The sequence below is a fragment of the Oerskovia paurometabola genome, assembly GCF_016907365.1.
Taxonomy (GTDB): Bacteria; Actinomycetota; Actinomycetes; order Actinomycetales; family Cellulomonadaceae; genus Oerskovia; species Oerskovia paurometabola.
The window spans coordinates 2,770,631-2,785,050 of the sequence record NZ_JAFBBV010000001.1 but is presented as its reverse complement, the minus strand read 5'-3'; the positions used below and the strand labels follow the sequence as shown (position 1 = coordinate 2,785,050).

Annotated in this window: 13 protein-coding genes and 2 tRNA genes; 9 read left to right on the top strand and 6 right to left on the bottom strand. The window is 72.9% G+C overall.

The features are described from left to right. The 4 genes from JOD48_RS12645 (at position 1) to JOD48_RS12630 (ending at position 5,052) form a co-directional block, all read left to right on the top strand. Positions 1-933, top strand: coding sequence for a sugar ABC transporter permease (locus tag JOD48_RS12645; protein WP_191795401.1), 933 nt, complete (start codon positions 1-3; stop codon positions 931-933). A gap of 63 nt (positions 934-996) precedes the next feature. Next, on the top strand, positions 997-2,829 hold the full coding sequence (locus JOD48_RS12640; RefSeq protein WP_204810574.1) for a glycoside hydrolase family 13 protein: 1,833 nt from the start codon (positions 997-999) through the stop codon (positions 2,827-2,829). Positions 2,830-2,943: 114 nt separating this feature from the next. Beyond that, positions 2,944-3,702: a metallophosphoesterase family protein gene (locus JOD48_RS12635; RefSeq protein WP_204809409.1), complete on the top strand. Its 759-nt coding sequence runs from the start codon at positions 2,944-2,946 to the stop codon at positions 3,700-3,702. Positions 3,703-3,786: 84 nt separating this feature from the next. Then, positions 3,787-5,052, top strand: coding sequence for a deoxyguanosinetriphosphate triphosphohydrolase (locus JOD48_RS12630; protein WP_191789160.1), 1,266 nt, complete (start codon positions 3,787-3,789; stop codon positions 5,050-5,052). Positions 5,053-5,145: 93 nt separating this feature from the next. On the opposite strand, the gene JOD48_RS12625 is transcribed toward JOD48_RS12630, so the two are convergent. The 3 genes from JOD48_RS12625 to JOD48_RS12615 form a co-directional block, all read right to left on the bottom strand. After that, the gene (locus tag JOD48_RS12625; protein WP_204809407.1) at positions 5,146-6,204 is read right to left on the bottom strand and encodes an iron-siderophore ABC transporter substrate-binding protein; all 1,059 of its coding nucleotides are present in this window, start codon (positions 6,202-6,204) and stop codon (positions 5,146-5,148) included. Between the two features lie 145 nt (positions 6,205-6,349). Further along, entirely contained in the window at positions 6,350-7,198 is an 849-nt protein-coding gene (locus JOD48_RS12620; RefSeq protein ID WP_204809405.1) for a helix-turn-helix domain-containing protein, read from the bottom strand. 83 nt (positions 7,199-7,281) lie between these two features. Further along, on the bottom strand, positions 7,282-7,737 hold the full coding sequence (locus JOD48_RS12615) for a VOC family protein (protein ID WP_191789003.1): 456 nt from the start codon (positions 7,735-7,737) through the stop codon (positions 7,282-7,284). A gap of 88 nt (positions 7,738-7,825) precedes the next feature. Here JOD48_RS12615 and JOD48_RS12610 point away from each other — a divergent pair, with 88 nt between their 5' ends. Both JOD48_RS12610 and dnaG read left to right on the top strand, forming a co-directional pair. Next, positions 7,826-8,707 carry an AraC family transcriptional regulator gene (locus tag JOD48_RS12610; RefSeq protein ID WP_204809403.1) on the top strand — a complete coding sequence of 294 codons (882 nt, stop codon included), beginning with the start codon at positions 7,826-7,828 and terminating at the stop codon, positions 8,705-8,707. 79 nt (positions 8,708-8,786) lie between these two features. Then, positions 8,787-10,724 carry a DNA primase gene (gene dnaG, locus JOD48_RS12605; protein WP_204809401.1) on the top strand — a complete coding sequence of 646 codons (1,938 nt, stop codon included), beginning with the start codon at positions 8,787-8,789 and terminating at the stop codon, positions 10,722-10,724. Between the two features lie 173 nt (positions 10,725-10,897). Here the strand turns inward: dnaG and JOD48_RS12600 are convergent. Both JOD48_RS12600 and JOD48_RS12595 read right to left on the bottom strand, forming a co-directional pair. Next, positions 10,898-10,970 (bottom strand) — tRNA-Asn (locus tag JOD48_RS12600). 54 nt (positions 10,971-11,024) lie between these two features. After that, positions 11,025-11,531, bottom strand: a complete 507-nt coding sequence (locus tag JOD48_RS12595; RefSeq protein WP_204809399.1) for a hypothetical protein — start codon at positions 11,529-11,531, stop codon at positions 11,025-11,027. Between the two features lie 63 nt (positions 11,532-11,594). Between JOD48_RS12595 and JOD48_RS12590 the strand changes: the two genes are divergently transcribed. From JOD48_RS12590 to JOD48_RS12580, 3 genes are all read left to right on the top strand, one after another. Then, positions 11,595-11,668 (top strand) — tRNA-Ile (locus JOD48_RS12590). 231 nt (positions 11,669-11,899) lie between these two features. Beyond that, on the top strand, positions 11,900-12,802 hold the full coding sequence (locus JOD48_RS12585; RefSeq protein ID WP_204809397.1) for a hypothetical protein: 903 nt from the start codon (positions 11,900-11,902) through the stop codon (positions 12,800-12,802). Continuing rightward, a complete protein-coding gene (locus JOD48_RS12580; RefSeq protein WP_204809395.1) occupies positions 12,799-13,728 on the top strand; it encodes a DUF2637 domain-containing protein in 930 nt (309 codons plus the stop codon). Before JOD48_RS12585 ends, JOD48_RS12580 begins: the two co-directional genes overlap by 4 nt. A gap of 55 nt (positions 13,729-13,783) precedes the next feature. On the opposite strand, the gene JOD48_RS12575 is transcribed toward JOD48_RS12580, so the two are convergent. Continuing rightward, the gene (locus JOD48_RS12575) at positions 13,784-13,951 is read right to left on the bottom strand and encodes a hypothetical protein (RefSeq protein WP_204809393.1); all 168 of its coding nucleotides are present in this window, start codon (positions 13,949-13,951) and stop codon (positions 13,784-13,786) included. Positions 13,952-14,420 lie beyond the last annotated feature (469 nt).

Below are 14,420 nucleotides of genomic sequence, written 5' to 3'. Positions count from 1 at the left end.
ATGGCGACCACCTCTGTCTCCGCTCCCGTCGGCTCGGCGGGCTCGTCCTCGGGCGGTGCGTCCGGTCCCGAGGGCCGTACGCGCATGAAGCCCGGCCGCTGGTTCAGCGAGCTCGGCTGGCGTCACCTCGTGGGCGTCGTCGCGGTCGTGTTCTCCGCGTTCCCGCTGGTCTACGTCCTGTCGGCGTCGCTGTCGGAGAACGGCACCCTCACGGGCTCCAACTCGCTCTTCGCCGACGTGAGCTCGGTGAACTACGCGGAGCTCGGCGACTCGCTGTTCTGGACGTGGATGCTCAACACGCTCGTGATCGCGGTCGCGACGTCGGTCGGCACGGTGCTCATGGGCGCCGCCGCGGCGTACGCGTTCTCGCGGTTCCGCTTCACGGGGCGCCGCACCGGCCTGACGTCGCTGCTGATCATCCAGATGTTCCCGCAGATGCTCGCGTTCATCGCGATCTTCCTGCTGCTCCTGAGCCTCGGTGACGTGGTCCCGGCCCTCGGCCTGGACAGCAAGCTGGCGCTGATCTGCGTGTACCTCGGCGGCGCGCTGGGCGTGAACACGTTCCTCATGTACGGGTTCTTCAACACGGTCCCGCGCGAGCTCGACGAGGCCGCGAAGCTCGACGGTGCGACGCACGCCCAGATCTACTGGACGATCATCCTGCGCCTCGTGGCGCCGATCCTGGCCGTCGTGGCGCTGCTGTCCTTCATCAGCACGTACGGCGAGTTCATGATCGCCCGCATCGTCCTGACCTCGGAGGCCAACTGGACGCTCGCGGTCGGCCTGTACGGGTGGGTCTCGTCGCTGCGCGAGGCGAACTGGGGCCTGTTCACGGCGGGCGCGGTCATCTCGACGCTCCCGGTGCTGGCGCTGTTCCTCTACCTGCAGAAGTACATCGTGGGCGGTCTGACGGCCGGCTCGGTCAAGGGCTGACCCGTGAGCACCACCGTGCCCGACGACGTCACGTCCGCCGGGAGGGCCGCCTCGCCCCGCGAGGTGGTCGCCCTGACCGCGCACCACGACGGTTCGGAGGTCTACGTGCCCGGTGGCACGCCCGCCCTGGGGGACGTGGTCCCGGTCCGGGTGCGCGTGCCACGGGTGCCCGGCGCTGCCGACGCGCAGGTCCGGGCCGTGTGGCTGCGGACCGTGCGCGACGGCGAGCCGCGTCTGGCGGAGGCCCGGCTCGAGCGGGAGGACGAGCACGAGTCCTGGTACGCGGCCGACGTCCTGGTGCACAACCCGGTCACGAGCTACCGGTTCTTCCTGGACGTCCCGGGCGGGTACCGGTGGCTCAACGGGCGCGGGGTCTTCGACCGCGACGTGCCCGACGCCGCGGACTTCCGCCTGACCGTGCACCCGCCCGCCCCGTCGTGGATGGGCGACGGCGTGGTCTACCAGGTGTTCCCGGACCGGTTCGCGCGCTCGGCCGAGGCCGGCTCGCGACCGGTGCCGGACTGGGCGCAGCCGGCCGCCTGGGACGACGAGCCGCTCGCGGCCGGGCCCGGCGTCGGGACGCAGTACTACGGCGGTGACCTGCGCGGGATCGAGGAGCACCTGGACCACCTGCAGTCGCTCGGCGTCGGGACGGTCTACCTGACCCCGGTGTTCCCGGGACGGTCCAACCACCGCTACGACGCGAGCACGTTCGACCACGTCGACCCGCTGCTGGGCGGCGACGAGGCGTACGCGTCGCTCTCGCGGGCCGTGCACGCGCGCGGGATGCGGCTCCTCGGCGACCTGACGACCAACCACACGGGCGCGGGCCACGAGTGGTTCGAGCGCGCGCACGCCGACGAGTCGAGCATCGAACGCGACTGGTTCTACTGGACGCCGGGCGAGCCCGGATACGTGGGCTGGCTCGAGCACGCGTCGCTGCCCAAGCTCAACTACGGCTCGTCCACGCTCGGGGCGAGGATGATCGACGGGCCGGGCTCCGTCGTCGGGCGCTACCTGGGGGAGCCCTTTGCCCTCGACGGGTGGCGCATCGACGTCGCGAACATGACGGGGCGCTACGCCGACGAGGACCGCACGCTCGAGATCGCGCGCCGGATCCGCGCGACCATGGCCGCGATCAACCCCGACGCGGTCCTGGTGAGCGAGCACTTCCACGACGCCTCGCTCGACCTCGCGGGCGACGGGTGGCACGCCAACATGAACTACTCGGCGTTCACGCGCCCGATCTGGACGTGGCTCGCGCCGCACGACTCGACCGTCCCGTTCCTCGGGCTGCCCGTGACGACACCGCGACGGGGCGGGCGCAGCATGGTCGAGACCATGCGCGACTTCGACGCCGTGCTGCCGTGGTCCGTCACCTCCCGCCAGTGGAACATGCTCGGGTCGCACGACACCCCGCGCCTGCGCTCGATCGTGGGCTCGGCCGCGATGGTCGAGGTCGCCGCGACGCTCCTGCTGACCTACCCCGGCACGCCCGTGATGTTCGCGGGCGACGAGGTGGGTCTCACGGGGATCAACGGCGAGCACGCGCGCGTGCCCATGCCGTGGGACCGCCCGGACCGCTGGGACGGCGACACGTTCGAGGTCTACCGGCGGCTCGTCGCGCTGCGCCGGGGGAGCCGGGCGCTGCGCGAGGGCGGGCTGCGCTGGCTCGTGGTCGACGACGACGCCGTGGCGTACCTGCGCGAGACGCTCGACGAGCGCGTGCTCGTCGTCGTGGCGCGGGACACGTGGGGCGGGGCGCGCCTGCCGCGGCACCTGCTCGCGGGCGCCGACGCCGAGCGGCTGCACGGCGACCTGGGTCTCGACGTCTCGGCCGCGGGCCTCGACGTGGCCGGCGACGGCCCGGGCGTCGGGGTGTGGCGGCTCGCCTGAGCCTGCTCGTGTGCTGGGCCCCGTGACGAGAAGTGAGCAGATGCCCCTGAGCCGCTGTGGCCAGGGGCATCTGCTCACTTCTCGGCAAGATCGTCGCCGTGGCAGGATCCCCGCATGACCCTCGACCGGATCGCCGTCGTGTCCGACGTCCACGGCAACCTCACGGCCCTCGAGGCCGTCCTCGCGGACATCGCCGCGCGCGGCATCACGCACGTCGTCAACCTCGGCGACTACGTCGGCAAGGGGCTGCGGGGCAGCGCCGTCGTGGACCGTTGTCGTGAGGCGTGCGCCGTGAACGTGCGGGGCAACTGGGACGACTTCCTGCCCGTCACGCCGCCCGACGCACCGGCCGAGATGCGCTGGTGGCACGGCGAGCTGCGACCCGACCAGCTCGCGTGGCTCGCGGCCCTGCCCCTCAGCCACGACGTGCTCCTGAGCGGTCGCCGGATCCGCCTGTTCCACGCCCCCGCGGGCAGCGTGCACACACGCGTGCACTTCCACCACAGCGACGAGGAGTTCGACGCGATGTTCCGCGCGACCGACCTCACGGGTCCGGGGCCGGAGCCCACCATGGTCGGCTACGGCGACGTCCACGACGCGTACGTCGAGGTGCGCGACGGGCGCACGCTGTTCAACGTGGGCAGCGTGGGCAACCCGCTCGACGAGCCCGTGCCGTGCTACGCGATCCTCGAGGGGCGCCTGGACGACGAGGCGCCAGGGCCCTTCGGGCTCCAGCTCGTGCGCGTGCCGTACGACGTCGAGGCCGAGATCGAGGTCGCCCACCTGCTCGGCATGCCGACGGCCGACGTCTGGGAGGTCGAGCTGCGCACGGGCGTCTACCGGGGGCTCCAGGCGCGGGCCGAGGAGGCCTGAGCCGCCGCGGCCCGCGACGGAGCCCTGGGGACGAGCACCACGGCGACCCGCCGCGTCGATAGGGTGGGACCCGTGCCCCACACGATGCCAGGAAGCGCCCTCGGATACTCGGCTGACGACGTCGAGCGCTGGGTCCCCGAGCCGCCCAAGAGCAAGGCCCGCACGCCCTTCGAACGGGACCGTGCGCGCGTGGTCCACTCCTCGGCGCTGCGTCGGCTCGGTGCCAAGACCCAGGTCCTGGGCCCGGGCTCCGACGACTTCGTGCGCACGCGCCTGACGCACAGCCTCGAGGTCGCGCAGGTGGGCCGGGAGATGGGGCGCGCGCTCGGGTGCGACCCGGACGTCGTCGACACCGCGTGCCTCGCCCATGACCTGGGCCATCCGCCGTTCGGGCACAACGGCGAGCGGGCGCTCGCGGAGATCATGGCGGACCACGGCGGCTTCGAGGGCAACGCCCAGACGTTGCGGCTCCTGACGCGCCTCGAGCCCAAGGTCTTCGCCGCGGACGGTACCCCGGTGGGCCTCAACCTGACCCGCGCGAGCCTCGACGCGAGCGTCAAGTACCCGTGGCGCCGGGGCGAGGGGCCGCTGCGCGCGGACGGGACCACGACGCACAAGTTCGGCGTCTACCCCGACGACGTGCCCGTCTACACGTGGTTGCGCGAGGGGGCCCCCGAGCACGTCAAGTGCATGGAGGCCCAGGTCATGGACCTGGCCGATGACATCTCCTACTCGGTGCACGACGTCGAGGACGCGATCGTGGGCGGCAAGCTCGACCTCGCCGTCCTCGCGGACCCCGACGAGCGGGCGCGCGTCGTGGCCGCGGTCCGCGCCTGGTACGGCGACGCGTACACCGCGGACGAGCTCGACGCGGCGATCTCCCGGCTCGAGGCGACCGGCCACCTGATGCGCGGGTTCGACGGGTCCCGCCGGGCGCTCGCGGCCCTCAAGGACTCCACGAGCCAGCTCATCGGGCGCTTCAGCGGGTCGGCGCAGACCGCGACGCGCGAGGAGTACGGAGACGGTCCGCTCACGCGCTACTCGGCCCGGCTCGTCGTCCCGGAGACGACGTCCGCGGAGATCCTCGCGCTCAAGGGCATGGCGGTCGCGTACGTCATGGCCCCGCGCGAGCAGGAGCCGCTGCACCACCAGCAGCGGCAGGTCCTGGCGGACCTCGTCGGAGTCTTCATCGACAAGGCTCCGGACGCGCTCGAGGCGCCGTTCGCGGCGGACTGGGTCGAGGCGCCCGACGACGCCGCTCGCCTCCGGGTGGTCGTCGACCAGGTCGCGTCGCTCACCGACGTGAGCGCGTACCAGCTCCACGAGCGGTGGGTCTCGGGCCCGCGCTGACCTGCTGCACGAGGACGGCCCGGCCCCGGGTGGGGTCGGGCCGTCGCCGTGCTCGTGGGTGCTCGTGGGCGTTCGTGGTTGTCGGTGGGCTGCTCAGCCGAGGGTGGTCGTGAGCTGGGCGACGAACTCGTCGAGCGCGTAGGGGATGCTCAGGACGGTCGGCGCAGAGGTCGCCATGGCGTAGTCCATGCCGACGACCCGGATCACGCGGTCGTCGACGACCGAGGGCAGCGCCGCGAACAGCGGGTTGCCCAGGAGGGTGTCGTAGACCGTCTCGTCGACGTCGATGAGGATGAACGCGTCGGCGTCGAGAGTGGGGATGAGCTCCGAGCTGACCGAGACCGACGACGCGTCCTCGGCGCCGCAGACGGTGAGGGTGCCGGGGGACGGTGCGAGCCCGATCTGCGTCAGCAGCTCGATGCGCGGGTCCGAGGGGCAGAAGACGATGAGGCCGCCCTCGCCGTTCATCGCGTACGTGATGGTCTTGCCCTGGAGCTCGGGGTGGGCCGCGGCCGTCTCGGCGACCTTGCTCCCGACGCCCTCGACGAGCTCGTCGGCCTTGGCCGGCTGCCCCAGTGCCGCCCCGATCATCGTGGTCTGGTCCTGCCACGACGTCTCCCAGGCGGAGCCCGGGAACGCGACGGTCGGGGCGATCTCGGAGAGGCGCTCGTAGGCCGTGTCCGTGATCCCCGAGTAGACCGCGATGATCACGTCGGGCCGCAGCGCAGCGATCTGCTCGAACGGGACGTCGGGGTTGCTCGTGAGCAGCTCGGGTGTGGCGCCCTCGAAGGTCTCGGTGAGCCACGGCAGGATGTCGTCCTCGATGCCGGGGCCGGTGAACCTCTCGATGCCCACGGGAACCTTGCCGAACGCGACGACCGCGTCCTGGCTGCTCCAGCCGATCGTCACGACGCGCTGCGGCTCGGCCTCGATCGTCGTCGAGCCGTACGTGTGCTCGATCTCGACCGGGAACGCGTCGGCCTCGGCGAGGTGCGTGGCGGCGACGCCGGCTCCGCCCGCGGGGGCCGGCGTCGAGCCGTCGGTCCCTCCCGTCGAGCAGGCCGCGAGCGCGGCCAGGGTCGTGAGCGCAGCGACGGCGCCCAGGAGACGGCGCCGGGGAGCGGTGCGACGGCGGGTGGTGGTCGGGGTCATGAAAGGGTCCTCCGTCAGGCGTCTCGCAGTGCGACTCGACGCCCGCTAGTTAGATGAGCCTAGCCTTAGTTGGCTCGACGAAGGTGAGGCTAACCCGGGCGGGATCGAGAAATCCTGCCAGCGATGACCGGTTTCCCGCCACCGGTCAGTGGCCGGGCGCTCCGAGCAGGCGTGCGTACGCAGCAGGCGACATGCCCGTGGTGCGACGGAAGACGCTGACGAACGTGCTCGGGCTCGAGTACCCGACCTCGCGGGCGACCTCGCGGACCGGGCGCCCCTCGGCGAGCAGGACGAGTGCCGCGCCCGTGCGTGCGAGGATGCGCCACTGCGCGAACGACAGCCCCGTCTCCTCGACGAACCGGCGCATGAACGTGCGCGGGCTCGTGCCGATCTCCGAAGCCCAGGCGTCGAGCGAGCGACCGTCCCCAGGGGTCGCGAGCAGGCGTTCCGTGACGTGGCGAAGGTCCACGTCGCGCGGCATGCGCAGCTCGATGCTCGCGGCGGGCAGCGGCACGATCTGCTCGACCGCGAGGGCCTGGAGGTTGTGGCGGCTCGCGTCGGGCATGACGGCCGTGCGGCCGTGCAGGAGCAGCTCACGCAGCAGGGGAGTGACGGGCACGCCGACGACGCTGTCCCACCGGGGGACGGCCTGGTCGGGGTTGAGGTACGTGGCGTAGACCGTCACGTCGGGATCCGCCCGGACCTTGTGCGGGGTGCGGGCGGGCAGCCAGATGCCGAGCGTCGGCGGGACCAGCCACCGGCGCCCCTGCGTCTCGACGTCGAGCGGACCGCCCTCGCACCACACGAGCTCGTGCTCGTGGTGCACCTCGCCCGGCCACTCGCGGGCGTGCCCGGGCTCGAACACGATGGTCGCGAGGCTCCAGGGGTCCGCGACGAGACGGCCCTCGGGGGCCCGGTACTCGACCCACGGCTCGTCGGGGGACGACGGAGCACCCCAGAGGCGGATGCTCCCGGGGTGCGCGTCGATCGTCATGGGCAGGACGTTACCGCCCGTGCCCACTCGTGCCCGCCCAGCCGGTCGACCGCCTCGGCCGGCCGCCGGGGCGACCGACCGGCTCAGCCCGCCGGCTGCTCGCTCATCCAGGCGTCGCTCGCGCGCTGGACGTCCTCGGCCGTGACCGAGTCGGCGACCGTCGTGAAGTACCACCGGTGGCCGAACGGGCAGCGCACCGAGGCCTGGCGGAATCCTTCGAACCAGTCCGCGGGCTCGGACGTGCTCGTCGCGCCCGCGGCCGTCGCACGGGCGTAGGCCGCATCGGTGTCCGGGACGGGCACGGTGAACGACACGGGTGTCGGACCCTCGGGATCCGGTGCGACCGACCCGGCGCCCGGGAACTCCTGGGCGACCGTGAACGTCGAGAAGCCGGACGCCGTGGGCAGGCGCAGGTCGGAGTGGATGATCACGTCGCCGGCAGTGATGACGTCGTCGACCTCGGCGCCGAACGCCGCGGTGTAGAAGTCGATCGCGGCCCGCGCGTCGGAGACGGCCAGGTTCGGGTGCAGGGCTGACATGTCCATGGTTCCTCCAGTGGTGGGTGCTGCCGGTTCGTGGTGCGTCGGCTCCATCGTCGTGTGGGTGCGCGGTGGCAGTCTTGGAGGAATGCGACACGAACCCGCGGGCGCCGCCGGTGCCCCGAGCAGCCCTGGTGGCCCCGGCGGCCCCGGCGTCCCGTCCACCACGTACGGCGTCGTGGACCCCGCGGCCGCGCGCCGGGCGTTCGCGCTCGAGCGCCTGCCCGCCCCGGCGGACCTCGCGGACCGTGTCGACTGGTTCTGGCTCGTGCGCTGGGACCTGCCGGTCGGGGAGTCGTTCACCCAGACCGTGATCCCGCACCCGTGCGTCAACCTCGTCGCCGAGCCGAGCGGGTTCGTGGCCCACGGGATCCCCGACGGGCTGTTCGACCGGACGCTGCTCGGGGCCGGCGTCGTCGTCGCCGCGAAGCTGCGCCCCGGCGCGCTGGCCGTGGCGCGCGGGACGTCCGTGCCGGCGTCGGGCGTCCTGGGGCAGGGGGCCGACGAGGCGGGGGCGCGGGCCCTCGCGCTCGCCGAGCGCGGCCAGGACCAGGCCGCCGTCGGCGTCCTCGCGGACCTCCTGCGCGACCGGCTCGCCCCCGACCCCGCGCTGCCCCAGGTCTCGCGCGTGCTGGACGCCGCGACGTCGGGCGAGCTCGGCCCGCACGCTCGCGTCGCCGACCTCGCGCGCGTCGCGGGCACCAGCACGCGCAGCCTCCAGCGCCTCCTCGGCGAGCGCGTCGGCGTCGGCCCCAAGTGGGTCCTGCAACGCCACCGCGTCCACCTCGCGGCCGAGCGCCTGGCCGCCGACCCCGGTCAGGACCTCGCGGCGCTCGCGGTCGACGTCGGCTACTACGACCAGGCGCACCTGGCTGTGGACTTCGTCTCCGTGACCGGTCACACCCCGGGCGCGTACGCCCGACGGTGCGCGGAATCGCGGGCTCGCCTGCTGCAGCTCGCGTCCTCCTGAGCGGGTCGGGGCGTGGTCCGGGCCGCCTCGGGAGCGGGCTCGGCGTGACACGTGGGTGGCGGCACCTACACTCGGGTACGTGGCAGGTCTGATCCGACGCGAGGACGTCGACGCGGTGCGCGAACGCGCGAGGATCGACGAGATCGTGTCCTCGCACGTGACCCTCAAGCCCGCCGGCGTCGGGTCGCTCAAGGGCCTGTGCCCCTTCCACGACGAGCGTTCCCCGTCCTTCCACGTCCGCCCCCAGGTGGGGCGCTGGCACTGCTTCGGCTGCAACGAGGGCGGCGACGTCATCTCGTTCGTGCAGAAGATCGACGGCATGACCTTCACGGAGGCCGTCGAGTACCTCGCGGACCGCGTCGGCATCCAGCTGCGGTACGAGGAGGGCGGCGGGCCTCGCCGCGCGGAGGAGCCCGGAAAGCGCCAGCGACTGCTCGAGGCCCACCGTGTGGCCTCGCAGTACTTCTCCGAGCAGCTTTTCGCGCCGGGCGCCACGGTCGCGCGCACGTTCCTGGCCGAGCGCAGCTTCGACCGTTCGGACGCCGAGCGCTTCGGCGTCGGGTTCGCCCCGACCGGCTGGGACTCGCTCCTGCGCCACCTGCGCGGGCGCGGGTTCACCGAGGCGGAGCTGGTCGCGTCGGGCCTCATGAGCCAGGGCCAGCGCGGCATCTACGACCGCTTCCGCGGCCGCCTCGTGTGGCCCATCCGCGACGTCACGGGCGAGACCATCGGGTTCGGCGCGCGCAAGCTCTTCGACGAGGACCAGGGGCCCAAGTACCTCAACACCCCGGAGACCACGCTCTACAAGAAGTCCCAGGTGCTCTACGGGATCGACCTCGCCAAGCGCGAGATCGCCAAGAACAAGCGCGTCGTGGTCGTCGAGGGGTACACCGACGTCATGGCCGCGCACCTGTCGGGGATCACGACCGCCGTCGCGACGTGCGGCACGGCGTTCGGCACCGACCACGCGCGCATCGTGCGCCGGCTGCTCGGGGACACGACCGCGGGGGGCGGGCTCCAGCTCGCGTCGGGCGCGTCGCTCGGCGGAGAGGTCGTCTTCACGTTCGACGGCGACGCCGCGGGCCAGAAGGCCGCAGTCCGCGCGTTCGGCGAGGACCAGCGCTTCTACGCCCAGACGTTCGTCGCGGTCGAGCCCAGCGGCATGGACCCGTGCGAGCTGCGCATGGCGCGCGGCCCCGAGGGCGTCCGAGCCCTCGTGGAGGGGCGCCAGCCGCTGTTCGAGTTCGTCATCCGCACCACGCTCGCCACGTTCGACCTCGACACCGCCGAGGGGCGCGTGGCCGCGCTGCGTGCGGCGGCCCCGGTCGTCGCGGGCATCCGCGACACGGCCCTGCGGCCCGAGTACGCGCGCATGCTCGCGGGCTGGATCGGGATGGACTCCGAGTCGGTGCGGCGCGCGGTCGCGGCGGCGGGCAAGGGCGGGGTCCCGCAGACGCTCCCGGCCCCGGTCCGCCCGGTCGCTCCCACGCCCGACGACGGAGCTTCCGCGGCGCCGTCGGGTCCCGTCTTCGCGCAGCCCGACCCGCGCGACCCCGTGGCCCGCCTCGAGCGGCAGGCGCTCCTCGTCGCGCTCCAGTACCCGCAGTACGTGCCGGCCGAGGAGTTCGACGCGTTCTCCGAGACCGCGTTCGCGACGCCAGCCTGGCGGGCCGTGCACGACGCGATCCGGGCCGCCGGCGGCATGGCGGGCGCCGCCGCGCACCCCGCGGGGCAGTGGGTCGAGCACGTGATCGACCAGTCGCCCGAGACCGTGCGGGGCATCGTCAACCAGCTCGCCGTCGCACCTCTGCCCGAGGACCGCGAGAACGTCATCCAGGGGTACGTCCAGGGCGTGATCAAGGCGTTCGTGGACCTGGGTCTCACGCGGCGCGTCGCGGACGCCAAGAGCCGCCTGCAACGCCTCGACCCTGCCGCCGACCCCGACGCGTACGGGGCCGCATTCGCCGAGCTGCTGTCGGTCGAGAAGGAGCGCCGGGAGCTGCGCGAGCGGGTCTGAGGATCCGGGGGCGTGGGGGTTCCCTGCGCGACCTGCGGTCGACGGTCGCGCCGTGCGACGAAGGTCACATCGCGGTGGGGCGGTCGGCCGGGCGCCGGATCGTGGTGCCTCGTCAGGGGAGATGCAGAAGGCCCCTGGTCTGCGTTTCCGCAGACCAGGGGCCTCGTGTCCTGCTCCCGCGGTAGGACTTGAACCTACGACCGTCCGATTAACAGTCGGATGCTCTGCCAGCTGAGCTACGCGGGACCGCTCACCCACCGATCTTCACCGGTTGGGCGACCGGAGAAAACTCTATCAGCATCAGAGGGGTAGTCCGGACATCGATCGGACCCGGTCCTCCGCGGCGTCGATCACAGCCCGCGTCCGGGCATCTTCCAGGTCCACGCCTGCCTCGGCGACGACCTGGGAGAAGAGCGAGCCGTCGCTGTCACGGCGGACGGCGACCTTGGCGGAGCGCCCGCCACCGAGCGTCACGACCTCCGCGAGGACCACCGAGGACTGCACCCGTTCCCGGACCGTCTGGGCCAGAGCGGTGCGCTTGACGTCGGCGAAGTGCAGGATCAGGGGAGCGGTGCCGTCGACCCACTCGACCGTGATCGACGCGGTGGCCGGGTCGTATCCCGCCTTGTCCACGTCGCACCACGGGCGCGAGGTTGCGGCATCCCCGGTCGTGGCCAGGACGGTGCGGGTCGCGACCGCCCACGACCCGCCGACGAGCTGCGCGGAAGCGAGCACCGCGTCCTTCGGGGCGAGGCGCAGGGACCTGCGGGCGTCGTCGGGCAGGGAGCTACGGGCGAACAGAGCCATGCCAGACACGGTACTGCCCGCGCGCCCGTCCAGCGCTCGCCTGCCGGTACGCTTGTCCGCCGAGGGGCAGTAGCTCAGTCGGTCAGAGCATCGGACTCATAATCCGCCGGTCGTGGGTTCAAGCCCCACCTGCCCTACCCCTGTCACCTGCGAATTTTGCCAGGTCTTGACGATGCGCAACGCGTTCGTGCAGCAGAATTGCAGCAACGAATGCGAACAGCCCCGGCCCTCGTGACGAGGGGCGGGGCTGTGTCGTAGACGCCGAAACTCTGCGCTACAGTGACGACCACAACGACATAGAACGGCCCCGACGAGTGCTGGTAACACTCTCCGGGGCCTCACCACCAGAAGAGATAGAGGCTCCTCTCATGGCTGACGCACACGCTATCAGCCTGCGCACGGTGACGACCCCCGGCGCAGCCCCCAACCCCATCGACTCCGCGCGGCGCATGTACGCCTGGCGTGACGCGATCTGGGCATCCGACCTCAGCACGACCGAGAAGATCGTCGCGCTCGCCTACGCCGACCACGCCTCGAGCGGCACCCTGCGCGTCTGGGTCGCCGTCGAGCGCCTGCAGCAGCGCACCGGACTCAAGCGGACCTCCTCTGCCGGCGCCGTGCGCCGGCTGCGCGAGCTCGGGTGGCTCACGATCACCGTCCCCGGCACGACGGGCGCGACGACCAGGTACGCACTGACGATCCCCGACGACATCGCCGCGACGCGGCCCGCCGTCGCGACGGGTCGCCCGAGCGCGCGCCCGGTGGTGTCGGCAGACGACGACAGGGTGTCGCCTTGCGACGAGAGGGTGTCGGCAGACGTCCCCGATCCCCTTCCTCATCCCTCTCCCCATCCCACCAACCAGAGCCCGGCCCCCGTCGTCGACGACGAGCAGGGCCAGGAGCGACCCGACGACGGGTTGGTGGAGGAGATCCGGTCACACCCCCTGGCGGTCGGCCTGACGGCCACCGCGGCCCGCGCGCACGCCGCCTCGCTGCGTGCCGCGGGCTGGACCCGCCACGCGCTCGCCGCCGAGCTCGGGGCCCAGGACTTCACCGGGGCCCGCGGTCCGGGCCTGCTCCGCTACCGCCTCGCCGCACTCGCCACCAGCACCCAGCCCCAGCCCGTCGTCGTCACCCCCGCCGTCGAGCGCGGCCCCTCGCCCGTGCAGCGCCTGCTCGCCGAGCACGACGCCCACGCCGCCGCACGCCCCGCCACCCCCGAGACCATCGCCGCAGCACGAGCCATCGCACACCGCCGGATCGCAGCATGAGCGCCACCGCCGCCGCCCAGACTCTCCCGCACCGCCCCGACGCCGAGAGGTCCGCCATGACCGCCCAGACGACCGTCCACAGCCCGGCCCGCATCAACCCTGACCGGACGGCCGTCCTCGCCGTGGTCCTGGTGCTGATCGCCGCGCTCGTCGGCGCGTCCGCTGCGCTGTCCTACGCGGGACTGTCGGCCGTCGCGGCCTGGGCCGGCATCGCCCCGGCCATGGCGTGGCTCGTGCCCGTCTTCATCGAGGGCGCGATCCTCGCCTACACCGGCGCCGGCGTCGTCCACCAGGCCCGCGGCGAGAAGCGTCGTGCCCGGCAGGCATGGAGCTGGGTAACGCTCTGGACCCTCGTCTCCTCAGCCGCGAACGGCGCCCACGCCTGGGACGCCGGCCCCGGCGGCTGGCAAGGCATCGTCGGGGTCGCCCTCGCCGCGCTCTTCCCGATCGGCGTACTCATCGCCGTGCACACCGCGGCCGGCCTCATCGTCGCCAAACCGGACACCGAAGCCGCGAGCGCTGCGGAGGCGGACGGACGGGCGGACGCGCGGATGGACAGCGCTCCGGACGGCACGGCGGATGGACGGACGCCGGACCCCCTCGCCGTGCTCGAGGAGATCGAGCAGGCCGCCCCGCCGGTCGCGGCCGAGGATGAGCGTCTCGACGAGCTGTCCGTGGCCGCGAGCGCCGCTGAGGCGGACGGGCACGCGGACACGGGGACGGGCACTGCCCGTCCGCCGCGCCGCCCGTCCGTGTCGGTCGAGGCCGTCCGCCCGGAGATCGAGCGTCTCGCGCGCGAAGGGACGCCCGGTCGGGAGATCGCACGGCAGCTCGGGCTCGGGCGGACGCGGGTCTGCGAGATCGTCCGCGAGGTCCGCGACACCGGCGCCCGTTTTGAGCTGGTGCAGGAGACCTATCCCGCGTGAACGGACGGACACCGGACGGACGGACGCGAAGGTGCCCGTCCGTCCGGAGTCCGGTTTAGGCGGACCGGACCCACAGGACGCGCCAGCCCTCGGGGAGCTCGGTGTGCAGCTTGGCCCAGGCGTCGTCGTAGGTGGGTGCCTCGATCCTGGTCTCGCGCGTGACGCGCTCGCCCTCGCCTGTGGAGTCGGCGGGGGTCTGCTCGAGCATCGCGTGGAGGATCATGGGCTCAGGGTAGGTCGGCTAGGCTCCCGGCCATGGCAGGGGAGTGGGTGATCCGCGAGCTGGCGGACGAGGTCGGGGTGTCTCCGAAGACAGTACGTACCTGGGTCGCGGCGCAGGGCTGGCGGAGAGGGTCCCGCCAGTGGGTGCTCGACGACGATCAGGCCGGGCTTGTGCGCGAGCACTTCGCCGAGACGGCCCGCCTCCGCGCTCCGGCCGAACGTGCCGAGTGCGGCGTCGAGGGGTGCGAGCGGCCACGCGTGGGGCGTCAAGACGTGTGCAGGATCCACTACCGGCGCCGGGCCCGCACAGGGAGCACGGAGCGGTCGGCGCGCGGGGCTCGGCAGCTCGAGAAGACGCACTGCCCGGCCGGACACGAGTACACGCCAGAGAATACCTACCGTTTCCCCTCGGACAACCGAGCGCGGCGCAGGTGCCGAGCCTGCCGCATCGCACGGTCGACAGCGTGGAA

Bases quoted from the DNA above. Each gene is read 5' to 3' on its own strand.
- JOD48_RS12645 (WP_191795401.1), top strand. From the start codon at position 1: ATGGCGACCACCTCTGTCTCCGCTCCCGTCGGCTCGGCGGGCTCGTCC.
- JOD48_RS12635 (WP_204809409.1), top strand. From the start codon at position 2,944: ATGACCCTCGACCGGATCGCCGTCGTGTCCGACGTCCACGGCAACCTC.
- JOD48_RS12630 (WP_191789160.1), top strand. From the start codon at position 3,787: ATGCCAGGAAGCGCCCTCGGATACTCGGCTGACGACGTCGAGCGCTGG.
- JOD48_RS12625 (WP_204809407.1), bottom strand. From the start codon at position 6,204: ATGACCCCGACCACCACCCGCCGTCGCACCGCTCCCCGGCGCCGTCTC.
- JOD48_RS12620 (WP_204809405.1), bottom strand. From the start codon at position 7,198: ATGACGATCGACGCGCACCCCGGGAGCATCCGCCTCTGGGGTGCTCCG.
- JOD48_RS12615 (WP_191789003.1), bottom strand. From the start codon at position 7,737: ATGTCAGCCCTGCACCCGAACCTGGCCGTCTCCGACGCGCGGGCCGCG.
- JOD48_RS12610 (WP_204809403.1), top strand. From the start codon at position 7,826: ATGCGACACGAACCCGCGGGCGCCGCCGGTGCCCCGAGCAGCCCTGGT.
- JOD48_RS12595 (WP_204809399.1), bottom strand. From the start codon at position 11,531: ATGGCTCTGTTCGCCCGTAGCTCCCTGCCCGACGACGCCCGCAGGTCC.
- JOD48_RS12585 (WP_204809397.1), top strand. From the start codon at position 11,900: ATGGCTGACGCACACGCTATCAGCCTGCGCACGGTGACGACCCCCGGC.
- JOD48_RS12580 (WP_204809395.1), top strand. From the start codon at position 12,799: ATGAGCGCCACCGCCGCCGCCCAGACTCTCCCGCACCGCCCCGACGCC.
- JOD48_RS12575 (WP_204809393.1), bottom strand. From the start codon at position 13,951: ATGATCCTCCACGCGATGCTCGAGCAGACCCCCGCCGACTCCACAGGC.